Here is a 12,245-nt window from a genome sequence, read left to right on the forward strand (position 1 = left end):
CTAAAGATGGCAGGATTTTAGAGTCAGGATTAGCAGCACAAAGTGCCGCCAATCCTGACCGTTTGACTGATTTAGAAACTGAATAGAGTTCTAACGGTTGCAACCCAAGTGGTGGGATTTAAAGCATTTTGATTGGGATTGAATACCGCAAAGATCCCAGGGGTAATTGAGATATTTTTGCTAACACGAATGTTGTATTGCAGTTCCAAAAGGTATGAAGTATCTGGATCAATCCGTGAAGCGATCGAGTTAGAAGTTACCTTGGGAGGCTGCCCAAAAATAATGCCGCCTGTATTTCCATCCGCAAACAAATCTGGGAATGCAAGGTTCAGACTCCAGTTAAACAGGTTGGCATTGTTAGCAACTCCTGATTCCTGACGCGCATTCGCAAAGCCAATCCAGCCACCAACATTAAAACCTTTGGCAGCTTGCCAGTTGAATTGAGCGCCATAGCGATCGGCAGAGGTATCAGTATTACCAAAGGGTTGGTTCCCAAAATTACTGCCAGTACTGCTACTGACATTGACCGTAGCTGCGGCGGTTTCAAAACTGCGAGCATAAACGGCTCCAAACTTAAAGGCTGGGGTTGGTGCATAGACCAGTTGCACATTGGCAATATAGCCACCACCAAATAGTCCACCCTGTCTAGTTGCATTAGCCGCAGTTACGGAATTCGCAAGGTAACTGACGGAGGCAGTAAATTCAGGAGAGACTTTGTAAACTAAACCAATACCTGCTCCCGAAGGTCCTCGGAATAGTAGGGGATCGAAGCGCCCAAACCGTGATAAGGCTCCTCTATCACTACTTTCAAAATAGGGATTGATGGTATTAGCAATATCATCGGGATCGAGCGCATTCACGCCCACATATCCAGTCAAACTATTCGCGATCGGAAATCTGTAATAGAACTTGTCAACTTGAAATACATTACCTGTATCTTGGGCAAAGGCTAAACGTGCCATGTTGGTATTAGTCGCACTGCCCAAATTTGGATTGTTACCAGCTTGTAGACGCAGGCGGAGTAAATCTTTGCCTGTAAAGCTAGTGTCGAAGTTCAACCTTGCACGATAGGAAAAAGAAAGGTTAGTCGCATCAGTAGTTTTTTGAGGATTTTGCAGCGCTGTGCCTGTACCTACTCCACCGAAGGTATCAGCAAGGGCAAAAATTACTGTGGCATTGAGTTTAGTAGTTGTAGAGAATTGCTGAGCTTCCAGTTTAGTCACTTTTGCATCAAGGGCATCAACTCGACCTCTCAAAGTGGCAAGTTCCGCCGCAAATTCTTCTTGAAGTTTCTGAAGTGTGGCTAAATCTTCTTTGCTAACCTTATCGGCTAAACCCGCAGAAATAATTTCGTTGATCTTGTCTAGGCAAGCATTTAGACCTGCTGCGAATTCGTAACGAGATGTGGCTTGCTTACCACGATAGGTGCGATCGGGGTAGCCAGCGATACATCCATATCTTTCTACTAAAGATTGTAAAGCGGTAAATGCCCAATCGGTAGGCTTGACATCTGTAAGTTGAGATACAGATGTAACATTTTGGGCGGTTTTATCAGACTCTAAGGTTGGAGTTTCAACGAGAGTATCGGTTTCAATTTTTTGCAGGATATTGGCTGCATTGCTTGCATTTTGGGAAGTTGAACTTGATTTCAGTTCAACTGCATTGGCATTCCCAATATTGAATATTGTTAGTAGAACTGATGCTACTACGAGTGGTTGTGTTACTGACTTTTTAATGTAAACCATGATGCCTATTTCTCACACTGAAGGTCATCATACGTTCCAATTTGCTTCTATAATTTAACTTGCGGTTAAGCTTCGTTTATGCTTTTGCAAAAGAATCACAAGGCTCAAATGTTAGGTATAGCATTCCTCAATAATTTGTAGATCTTGGGGTTCAAGGTCAACTAGCATCTCTCCCATTCAATCCTGACCACTTTCGTACTCACCCATTTAACCTAGCTAAAACCCTTGAAGAAAATTATTTCTAAAATTCGTTTCTCCTATTACACGATTTTTACGGGGATCACGTTAACGATCGCACTAGTTCCTCATGCGATCTCTAATACCCCAAACCAAACTTCTATTCCGCAAAAAGTGGATCAGACTGAAGATTGTGAAATCCTGATTGTGGGTGGAGGTGTAGCAGGTACAGCCGCTGCCTATGAGGGATTGCTCGCAGGGCGAACTGTTTGTATGACGGAGATTACTGACTGGATCGGTGGACAGATTACATCTCAAGGTACTTCGGCTCTGGATGAAGCTAAGAAACAGCGCAGTCTCTGGTACTTCCCCAAGGGCTACACCGAGTTTCGTCAGAGAATCGAGCAGAAATATGGCAAATTAAATGCAGGAGACTGTTGGGTAAGTGTTTCCTGTTTCATTCCTAATACCGCCCAGCAAATATTAGTGGAAATGTTGCAGGAGGCAGAACGTAAAGGTAATGGCAAATTAAAATGGTTTCCGAATACAGTTATTAAAAAGTTAGAAATTAGTGCTGATGGCAAATTAATTAATAGTGCGATCGCCATTCAACATCGACCTGCACCAAACACCCCCCCATTAAATAGTGAGCCACTTTCGCAAATTATCGATGATGCTTATCGCTACGAAAATTCATCGCGATTACAGAAACAAATTATTCGCTTTGTTCCTTTCAAAAATTCTTCAACCCAAAATCCTCAAAAGCGTCCTAGTGATTGGTTTGTGATCGATTCCACAGAAACGGGTGAAATTATTGCCTTAGCAGATGTTCCCTATCGTCTGGGTATCGATCCGCGATCACATCTAAATCCATCATCTCCTGTTACAGACAATGATGCTTACTGTACACAGGGCTTTACCTACACCTTTGCGATGGAGCAGACAAACGAGGCACAACCTCAACAAAAGCCTAGCTTTTACGATCGCTATTTGCCCTATTACGGCTCTGACCCCAAACCAAGCCTCGCCAATTTTGACAATATTTTTACCTATCGTCGTATCTGGAGTGCTGCAACTGATCAGCCCAAAAAGAATGCCTTTGGGGTTTCCTCGATGAAGGCAGGTGATATCTCCATGCAGAACTGGGTCTGGGGTAATGATTATCGCCCTGGTACAGACAAAGATAATTTGATTTATTCCAGAGAGCAATTATTGCAATCGGGACAATTGGAACCCAATGGCTGGATGGGTGGCTTGAGGCAAGAAACTCTCAAAAGTGGTGAAGAAATTGCCCTCGGTTTTTACTATTGGCTAGTGGCTGGCACAACCGACTCCCAGCAAAAAACTAATTGGAAAAAGCCTTTCCCGAATCATCGTTTACTGACAGGCTTTGACTCACCAATGGGAACTCTGCATGGACTATCCAAATATCCCTATATTCGCGAATCAAGAAGAATTATCGGTCGTCCTTCCTATGGCTATCCTGAAGGCTTCAGTATGTCTGAAATCGATGTGTCACAGGTAGACTTTAGTACGGAAACCTATCGCCAAAATCTCTCACAGGAAGCCTATCGCAATTTATGGAAAGCCTTAGCAGGTTTAGAGTCAGCCAGTGCGATTCGGAATAATACGGAACCAAAACAAATCTCCCGTCGCACCCGTTCGACCATTTATCCCGATGCGATCGGCATTGCCCAATATTATCTCGACTTCCATCCCTGCCTCAGTGAATATCCTGTCGAAAAAGCAGGCAATACAGAACGCGCTGGTGTTCGTAATGGTCATGGAGCTGCTTTCCCCGGACAAATACCTTTGCGATCGCTCATTCCCCAAAAAATCGATAATCTGATCGTCTCTGGCAAAAATATTGCCTATAGCTACATTGTCGCCGCAGGTTATCGCGTCCATTCCTACGAGTGGTCAGTGGGAGCAGCCGCAGGCACAACCGCATCCTTTGCCCTGACAGAAGGTATTTTGCCCTATCAATTAGTTGAGAGCTTGCCGAGAGTTAGCCCACTACTCACCAAGTTACAGCAAACCCTAGTGCAGAATAATAATGCGATCGCCTTCCCAGACACTTCCATCTTTAATCTCAATTGGAGTGACTGGAAAATTTGGTAATTGCACCTAGCTACTCATAAACAGTTTCATCCTCCTTTCGCCAAGCAGGGTCAACAATACAGATAAATACAATTGGTTCATCACCAATATTCTTAAGAAATTGCTTGGCATTGGGAGGAATATATACGGCATCACCTGATGTGATCTCGCGAACTTCCCCATCAATATACATTTCGCCAATACCGCTCAGAATGTAATACACCTCAGAAGTAGTAAGAGAATGTGGTTGCGAAGTTTCTCCTACGGGCAAAATCGCATGGGCAAGGCTATAGCGAAGATTGATCGCTTGTTTATCGGGGTGTAATAATTCGCGCAATATGGTCGAGTCACCCGCAATAAATTCTGGACAATCAAGCAATTTTTGGATCAGCATAAATAGAGTCTCTTAATTTGTAATTAAAGCAGCGCTCAGCGCCGCTTTAATCTTATTTAATCGCTTGGACATCCTTGGTGGCAAAACCATGAGCAGTTAATTCTTTATTCAAGGCGATCGCATTTTTAACGCGATCGACGAATAATACTCCATTCAAATGATCCATCTCATGTTGAATTACCCTTGCCAGTAAGCCATCTGCCACCAGCTTTTGAGGTCTACCATCTTCATCGCGATAGGAAACTTCCACTTGATCAGGACGGACAACATCAAGAAACACTTCAGGAATGCTCAAACATCCCTCTTCGCCAGTGATCAAGTCTCCACCCGAACTCTTAATTTCAGGATTGATCATCACTAAAGGTGGTTTGCTCTCATCCTTAAGTTCAATATCAATCACAAGTAGTTGTTTGTTAATCCCCACCTGTGGTGCAGCTAGCCCGATTCCATCATTGCTATACATGGTGATCAGCATATCGACGATGATCTGCCGAATTTCGTCATTGACTTTACTGATGCGTTTGGCGGGCTGACGTAATACGCGATCGCCCAGAGTATGAACCTCTAGAGGCGGATTTTTGACCTTTTGCTTGGGTACTTTAATAGAAATTGCAGACATTGCCAATTAGCTTGTAAATATAAGCTTGTAGTTAACTATTTATATTTTGGCATAGTTTACTGCACTGCTTGATGTGCTTTGTTGTTTATGGCATAGGTAAGGATGGGCGGCGCTTCGCGCCGCCCATCCTTACCACAATAAATTCTTTCCTTTTTATGACTCCCGTACAAATCTCCGCCTTATCTGGATCGAGGTTTCATATAAAAGGGTGATCGCCAATCTCGTAAAATGTATTAATACCAATCTCAAGTAACCCATGCAATACGTTTTGATCATTCACGAAGTCGCGGATTATCCTGCTTGGAAACAAGTTTTTGACAATGCTGCTGACATTCGCCGAGAGGCAGGTGAGCGCTCTTATCAGGTTCTCAAATATGAGAATGAACCAAACAAGATTGTACATTTCTCAGCATGGACTTCGATTGAAGATGCCAAGAATTTTTTTGAGTCATCCAAGTTAGTCAAAATCAGAGCTGAAGCAGGTGTTAAGTCTCCAGATTTTATCTACTTAGAACAACTAGAATCTGGCACGCTATGATTTAACATTAAGTATCTCAGCATAGTTATAAACCAAACCGAGATTAATGGACTGCCCGCTACGCGGGCAGTCCATTAATCTCGGTTTTATGCTCAACTACTTACTAGTTCAAGCATTAGATAGATTGTTGATTCTCTGCTTGAAGGGCTAATTTAGGAAATAGAATCACGAAAAAGCCCATCCATGCAGATATGGGAATTGCCACGAGAATTGTGAGCCAAAGGATTTTAAACAATAGCCAACTGCCACTAATAATCGAGATGCCAGTCAAAATGATGCTCCAAGGCTGACACCACCAAGGCTTATGATTCCAAACACTATCAGGCTTTTCTGAGGTCATTTTTCTAGATTTCCATATTGAAAAAGGTCGTGCTTTGCACGACCTTTTTATTTTACATGCGTTCTAAAACACGAATACCAAGTAGATTTAAACCAAGCTTAAGAGTCTTGGCAGTAATGTCACAGAGACTCAGGCGGGAGATACGTTCAGATTCTTCAGCTTGTAGCACAGGACATTGCTCAAAGAATTGATTGAACTTTTGGCTGAGTTCAAAGAGATATTGGCAAAGACGATTAGGATAGAGTTCTTCCGCAACTGCATCGATCGCTTCCGCAAATTGCAACAAATGCTTAGCCAAGACAATCTCTGGCTCTTGCGTGAGCTTGACTGCATCCACATTTAAGCTGGCAAAATCAATCTCACCTTTGCGTCCGATGCCCTGCACGCGCACATAAGCATAGAGCATATAGGGAGCCGTGTTGCCTTGCAGAGCCAACATCTTATCGAAGCTGAAAATATAGTTGCTGGTGCGATTTTGGGAGAGATCGGCATACTTTACCGCACCGAGTCCAACGGCTTCAGCGACATCCTGTTTAAATTCCTCTGAGGCTTCAGGATTGCGGCTTTCGATGTCGGCACGGGCGCGAGTAATTGCTTCTTCGAGCAGGCTCTTGAGAGCAACGGTATCGCCCGATCGCGTTTTAAACTTTTTGCCATCATCACCCATCACCAAACCAAAGGGAACATGGGTAGTCTGTACTGTTTCAGGAATCCAATTGGCTCGTTTGGCGACTTGGAAGACTTGGGCAAAATGTCCCGATTGACCGATATCGGTAACGTAAATAATGCGCGTGGCTTTGTCCTCACGAATGCGATAACGCAGAGCCGCAAGGTCGGTAGTGGCATAGTTATAGCCACCATCGGATTTCTGGACGATCAGGGGTAAAGGCTGACCATCTTTATTGGTAAATCCTTCCAAGAACACACATAATGCGCCTTGATCTTCTTGCAATAAGCCAGTTTCTCGCAGATCAGTAATTACCTCTGAGAGAAAGGGATTATAAAAAGATTCGCCACGTTCAGTAACTTGGATATTCAGGGCATCATAAATCTTTTGGAATTCACGACGGGACTGTTCGCAAAGTAATTGCCACGCCAGTTTTGCCGATGGCTCACCTGCTTGTAATTCCACAACGGCATTCCGCGAAGTTTCCTTGAAGGCTTCATCTTCATCAAAGCGTTTTTTTGCAGCGCGATAGAGTTCTACCAAGTCACCGATCGCGATCGCATCAGCTTTCGTCAACGCATCGGGATAGACCTCACGCAGGTATGTAATCAACATCCCAAACTGGGTTCCCCAATCACCGACATGGTTAAGACGGAGAACATCATGCCCCTGAAATTCTAAAATCCGCGCAATGCTGTCACCGATAATCGTTGATCGCAAATGTCCGACATGCATTTCCTTAGCAATATTGGGGCTAGAGAAATCGACAATCACACGCTCAGGTTGATCAACTTTAGCGATCGCTAAGCGATCGCTTTTTTGCATTTTCGCTAATTGGGTTTCTAAATAACTAAGTTTTAGCTTTAGGTTAATAAAGCCTGCCCCCGCGATCGTAGGTGGTTCAAATATTTCATTTATCGATGCGTCGGCTAGTAAATTTTCAATAATTTTTGCTGCTACATCTTGCGGCTTTTGTTTTAGCTTCTTGGTCAATCCCAGAGCCGCATTACATTGATAATCCCCAAATTTTGCATCCTTAGAAGGGGCAACAGCAGGATCGTGGTTGGTATATTCTTCACCAAAAGCAGAGGCGATCGCCTTAGAGAAGCGAATTTTCAGATCGGATAAAACAGAAGTGGTCATGGGTTAATAATTGCTTTGAGCATAGGCAGATCAATATAACGCTTTTCCAGCGCATGATGTAAATATAGCTGTCGCCATTCTTGTTAGGACATAAAACCCAAATAGTGTAAGGCGGCGCTTCGCGCCGCCTTACACTATATTTACAGGTGACTATAGCTATGGGTTGGGTTCCCGCCTTTAGCAGAATTCATCTTGATCTATTCAATATTATGAGTCATCGGTAGTGCTAAAGAGGTGAGGATAGTCTGTAGCCTATCCTTGCTCGGTGTTAAGAAACCGCGGGAACCATCAATCTGCTTTGGGGTTCTGAGTTAATAGATAGATCACCTAATGCTGACGATCAAGAGCAGAAATTATATGAAAAGTTTTAGGTTTCCAACAGTCAAGAAAAATTTGCAGCAGCTATGTTTAGGATTTGGGGCGGCGACGATCGCGCAACTATCGCTATTTGCCCATCCAAGTTTTGCCAATCCTCGTCAAATTACTTTTAGCGTTTATCCCTCTGACTCAGGTGCAGCATTTCCCATTTGCCCCACCGAATTTAGCCTCACCGAAACCCCACGTCCCTATTACGAAGGCGGCTATACTATCGACGGCTCAGCATCACTGGGTTGGTTTGCGAAACAATTTAAGGTTGAAACCAGCGATCGCTTTAGTGTGACTTGGGCAGCTAAGCTCCAGACTAAGTATCACAACTGCATCGCCACAGCCAAGATCACCAAAATTAACGCTGAACCATTTCGGGAGCATTCCTATTTACGAGCACGCTTTATGGATGGCAAGGTCTATCTGATTTTGGATATGACGGGGATGCGTGATGCCAATTCCCTAACAGCAGTAATTCTGAAAAAAGATGTCAAAAACGGCAATCCCATTTGGACTTGGGGCGGTACAGACTGATCATAGAATTAGAAATTTGATTAGAAATTTGATTAGAAATTTGCCTAAGGCAAATTTCTAATTCTATAACCCCGCTATCGCACGTTCGAGGTTTGCCCGCGCTTGGTTATAACCAATAATTGCTTGCACACGATTAACATCGGCACGGGTGAAGTCGGACTCAGCCGTAAGTACCTCAAGCTGTGTACCCACACCTGCATCCAGACGCAAACGTGCTAAACGAAGAGCTTCTTCAGCTTGTTTGACAGCTTTTGTGGCAGTTTCAATTTGCTGGAATCGCGATCGCTGATTGATATATGCCGACTCCACATCAAAACGGGCTTGACGGGCAGCTTGTTCAAATTTACTTTCGGCAATGGCTTGATCGGCTTTAAATTGGTCAACTTGGGCAGCCGTTTTGCCACCGTCATAGAGAGTCCAGTTTAAGGTTGCACCAATCTGGTAGCCAGTACCGATCCCACCACCACTGGTAAATTCTGATGCAGTATTGACATTGGCAAATAGACTCACCTGTGGACCAAGTCTCGCTAAGGCAGCATTGGCATTATTACGGGCAACTTCCCTTTGTAATTTCTGAGTATCTAGTTCAGCTCGATTGCGTACTGCCAATAAGATTGATTCTTCTAAGGGTAATTTCCACTCAGCTACAGGGGCAATTTTATCCGCAGCCGTAATTTCCACCGTAGGCGGATAGTTGAGTTGACGTGCCAATTCCCGTCTTGCTACTAATTGTGCTGCCTCGGCATTTAACAAATCTTGTCTAGCATTTGCAAGGGAAACCTCAGACTGGAGGACATCAAATTTTGTACCAACCCCTGCCCGTTCCCTTGCTTGGGTATCTTGTAAACTTTTTTCGGAGTTTTTTACTGCTTGACGTTGAATGCGAATGGTTTCATCAGCATTTTGTAGATTGTAATAGGCAGTCACAATACTCAAGCGCACCACTTGTCTAGCTTGATTGAGATTGGACTCAGCAATGCGTAGGTTATTTTCCGCCGCCGCGATCGTTGCATCATTTACGCCAGAGTCGAAAATATTGTAATTAATCCCCAAAGTACCCGTAAGGGGATTACTGGTGGTTTTGTTTGAGGTGAAATTGTTATTGCTATTGTTGATAATATTCAGACGCGATTGGGCAGAATCACTATAGCTATATTGGACTGTACCTGAAACCGTTGGCGATCGCCCCGCTTCCGCAGCCTGTAATGCCGCACGCGCCTTGTCTATAGCAATTCTGGCTTGAATCCAGTCGGAGTTTGTTTTTTCAGCTAACTCAAGCACTTCTTCGAGAGTAACGGGCTTGGTACGTTCTAACTTAACTTGACTAGGAGTAGTGGGCACAACTAGCGTCTGTTCAGGATCTAATTGTCCAGAATTAGTGACACCAGAAGTAGGTATCACTATTGCGGGTTCTGTAGAGCTAATCAGGGTTGGTAATTGCGGAGATTTTGCCGTCTCTGAAGTATTAGCTTGAGATGCAGCAGCAACTTTTAATGGGGTCAATTCTTGAGCATTGGCTGTCCAAGCTGGAATCAGAAGCGATAAACTCGCACCAAGCGTCAACCAACTGGAAGAAATTCGCATAATCTTAATCTGTAACTCCTCAGATTTAAACAGCAGCCAACATAACTTACTTGAAGCATGTTCTGATAGTACATGTGTCACAATCATCATCCAATTGGGTAAAGATGTGAAAATATGTCCTTAATTTAATAGAGATTGTAGTATAAAGCCATAAATGCAGAATTGCTTCATGAACTTGCCAAGTAATAGCAATTTTTCCAGTCAAGCTACATAGCACTTTTCAAGCAAGAGAGGTACAGAGAGTTGTGGGACACAACCCTCTCCTTCACTAGATTTGTATAGGCTATAAACCCTCTACAAATACTTTTCTTTGAAGCAAAGCCAAATAATGCTTGAGTAATCAAATCCCAAAAGTATTGATAGCGGTGCTATCAATCTTTTGCGTTGTATATCCTCAGTAAAACTTGCATTGCTGTATATATATTAGGTATATAGCCAAAACCTACAGACTATATACAAAATGAAAATTCTTACATCAGAAACTGCGACCCAGCTTTGGCGGGGAGATGCCCTTGCGATCGCTGTTTTTGCGAAACCCAAAGATCCTAATGAGAAAACTAATGAGCAAGTAGAGGGTCAAGTAACTAAAACATTAGAGCTGTCAGAGACCCTCAAGCAGTTAGATATGAAAGTCTTAGCTTGCACCCTAACGGATTTGATTACGGAGGGAGAGTTTACTGGAGAAAGCGGGACATCGGTTAGTGGTCGTGTCGGTGTTGACTATGCGGTGCGTAAGGTAATTTTGATCGGCTTAGGTGATCCTGCGAAGGCAAATGCGGATGAATGGCGCAAAGCTGCTGCTACAGCCGTCAAATGGGCAAATAAGGAAAAAGCACCCAGTTTAGCGATCGCTTTTCCTGAATATAACCAAGATGTCAGTGCGACAACTCAGGCGATCTCCGAAGGGTTGTTACTCGCGGCTCACCAAGATAAGCGCTTTAAGTCCAAAAACAATCAACCTTGGCGCGTCGAACGGGTGGAAATCGTGGAAACGAAACCTGAAATCGCCAATCCTGCGATCGCCAAAGCACAACAGATCGTTGATGGCGTAATTTTGGCACGGGAACTAGTATCGGCTCCTGCCAATGTCGTGACCCCAATTACATTGGCGGAAACTGCCGTGGCGATCGCCGCCGAATCCGAGCATTTCACTGCCAAAATCCTTGAACAAGCTGAATGTGAAGCTCTGGGCATGGGCGCATTTCTCGGTGTAGCTAGAGCTTCGGACATTCCGCCCAAATTTATTCACCTCACCTACAGCAACGGTACGCCGAAGCGCAAATTAGCGATCGTCGGTAAGGGCTTAACCTTTGACTCTGGTGGTTTGAATCTAAAAACGGGCATCGGTAGCAGCATCGAACTGATGAAAACCGATATGGGAGGTTCCGCCGCCGCATTGGGTGCAGCCAAAGTGATCGCCCATCTGCAACCCACTGATATCGAAGTGCATTTCATCGTCGCTACTTGCGAAAATATGGTCAATGGTAGCGCCATGCGTCCGGGGGATATCCTCACGGCTTCCAATGGCAAAACCATTGAAGTGAATAATACCGATGCTGAAGGTCGCTTGACCCTTGCCGATGCGCTTGTCTATGCCGATAAGTTAGGTGTTGATGCGATCGTCGATCTTGCCACGCTGACAGGTGCTTGTGTGGTTGCCCTTGGGGAAGATATTGCAGGTATGTGGTCGATTGATGATGACTTTGCCGAGGCGATCGCTAAAGCTGCTAAGGATGCAGGTGAGAAGTTCTGGCGGATGCCCCTCGAAAATCCCTACTTCGATCAGTTGAAGTCGGTGGTGGCAGATTTCAAAAATACAGGTTCTCGAGCAGGTGGTGCGATTACGGGTGCTTTATTCTTGAAGCAATTTGTGGAAAAGACTAAGGCATGGGCGCACCTTGATGTGGCGGGGCCAGTTTGGACTGAACGCGAGTCGGGTTATAACAATGCTGGTGGTACAGGTTTTGCAGTTCGCACTTTGGTGAATTTAATTATCAATTAACTAGTGTTACGTGGAAGTCTGTAAACCCCTCACCCT

General features: G+C 44.3%; 10 protein-coding genes. 4 read left to right on the top strand and 6 right to left on the bottom strand.

What is annotated here, in order from left to right; all coding sequences use genetic code 11:
* Positions 1-71: 71 nt before the first annotated feature.
* The gene (locus NMG48_RS02335; RefSeq protein ID WP_271253821.1) at positions 72-1,745 is read right to left on the bottom strand and encodes an iron uptake porin; all 1,674 of its coding nucleotides are present in this window, start codon (positions 1,743-1,745) and stop codon (positions 72-74) included.
* 225 nt (positions 1,746-1,970) lie between these two features.
* Here NMG48_RS02335 and NMG48_RS02340 point away from each other — a divergent pair, with 225 nt between their 5' ends.
* Complete coding sequence (locus tag NMG48_RS02340; RefSeq protein WP_271253822.1) at positions 1,971-4,043, top strand: FAD-dependent oxidoreductase; 2,073 nt, start codon at positions 1,971-1,973, stop codon at positions 4,041-4,043.
* Positions 4,044-4,053: 10 nt separating this feature from the next.
* On the opposite strand, the gene NMG48_RS02345 is transcribed toward NMG48_RS02340, so the two are convergent.
* Complete coding sequence (locus tag NMG48_RS02345; RefSeq protein ID WP_271253823.1) at positions 4,054-4,416, bottom strand: cupin domain-containing protein; 363 nt, start codon at positions 4,414-4,416, stop codon at positions 4,054-4,056.
* 52 nt (positions 4,417-4,468) lie between these two features.
* Complete coding sequence (def, locus tag NMG48_RS02350; RefSeq protein ID WP_271253824.1) at positions 4,469-5,035, bottom strand: peptide deformylase; 567 nt, start codon at positions 5,033-5,035, stop codon at positions 4,469-4,471.
* A gap of 256 nt (positions 5,036-5,291) precedes the next feature.
* Between def and NMG48_RS02355 the strand changes: the two genes are divergently transcribed.
* Positions 5,292-5,573 (top strand): antibiotic biosynthesis monooxygenase, encoded by a 282-nt coding sequence (locus NMG48_RS02355; protein WP_271253825.1) that lies wholly within the window; start codon positions 5,292-5,294, stop codon positions 5,571-5,573.
* A gap of 115 nt (positions 5,574-5,688) precedes the next feature.
* Here NMG48_RS02355 and NMG48_RS02360 read toward each other — a convergent pair whose 3' ends face one another.
* Positions 5,689-5,913 (bottom strand): DUF6737 family protein, encoded by a 225-nt coding sequence (locus NMG48_RS02360; protein WP_271253826.1) that lies wholly within the window; start codon positions 5,911-5,913, stop codon positions 5,689-5,691.
* Positions 5,914-5,965: 52 nt separating this feature from the next.
* On the bottom strand, positions 5,966-7,723 hold the full coding sequence (gene argS / locus NMG48_RS02365) for an arginine--tRNA ligase (RefSeq protein WP_271253827.1): 1,758 nt from the start codon (positions 7,721-7,723) through the stop codon (positions 5,966-5,968).
* Positions 7,724-8,080: 357 nt separating this feature from the next.
* Here argS and NMG48_RS02370 point away from each other — a divergent pair, with 357 nt between their 5' ends.
* Positions 8,081-8,623 carry a hypothetical protein gene (locus tag NMG48_RS02370; protein WP_271253828.1) on the top strand — a complete coding sequence of 181 codons (543 nt, stop codon included), beginning with the start codon at positions 8,081-8,083 and terminating at the stop codon, positions 8,621-8,623.
* A 63-nt stretch (positions 8,624-8,686) separates the two neighbouring features.
* Here the strand turns inward: NMG48_RS02370 and NMG48_RS02375 are convergent, their stop codons facing one another.
* Positions 8,687-10,288 (bottom strand): TolC family protein, encoded by a 1,602-nt coding sequence (locus NMG48_RS02375; RefSeq protein WP_271253829.1) that lies wholly within the window; start codon positions 10,286-10,288, stop codon positions 8,687-8,689.
* Positions 10,289-10,667: 379 nt separating this feature from the next.
* On the opposite strand from NMG48_RS02375, the gene NMG48_RS02380 reads away from it, so the two are divergent.
* The gene (locus tag NMG48_RS02380; protein WP_271253830.1) at positions 10,668-12,209 is read left to right on the top strand and encodes a leucyl aminopeptidase; all 1,542 of its coding nucleotides are present in this window, start codon (positions 10,668-10,670) and stop codon (positions 12,207-12,209) included.
* The last annotated feature ends 36 nt before the right edge of the window (positions 12,210-12,245 follow it).

Source organism: Pseudanabaena sp. Chao 1811 (assembly GCF_027942295.1).
Lineage (GTDB): Bacteria > Cyanobacteriota > Cyanobacteriia > Pseudanabaenales > Pseudanabaenaceae > Pseudanabaena.

Coding starts and splice junctions, on each gene's coding strand:
- NMG48_RS02335 (WP_271253821.1), bottom strand. CDS start 1,745: ATGGTTTACATTAAAAAGTCAGTAACACAACCACTCGTAGTAGCATCA.
- NMG48_RS02345 (WP_271253823.1), bottom strand. CDS start 4,416: ATGCTGATCCAAAAATTGCTTGATTGTCCAGAATTTATTGCGGGTGAC.
- def (WP_271253824.1), bottom strand. CDS start 5,035: ATGTCTGCAATTTCTATTAAAGTACCCAAGCAAAAGGTCAAAAATCCG.
- NMG48_RS02355 (WP_271253825.1), top strand. CDS start 5,292: ATGCAATACGTTTTGATCATTCACGAAGTCGCGGATTATCCTGCTTGG.
- NMG48_RS02360 (WP_271253826.1), bottom strand. CDS start 5,913: ATGACCTCAGAAAAGCCTGATAGTGTTTGGAATCATAAGCCTTGGTGG.
- argS (WP_271253827.1), bottom strand. CDS start 7,723: ATGACCACTTCTGTTTTATCCGATCTGAAAATTCGCTTCTCTAAGGCG.
- NMG48_RS02370 (WP_271253828.1), top strand. CDS start 8,081: ATGAAAAGTTTTAGGTTTCCAACAGTCAAGAAAAATTTGCAGCAGCTA.
- NMG48_RS02380 (WP_271253830.1), top strand. CDS start 10,668: ATGAAAATTCTTACATCAGAAACTGCGACCCAGCTTTGGCGGGGAGAT.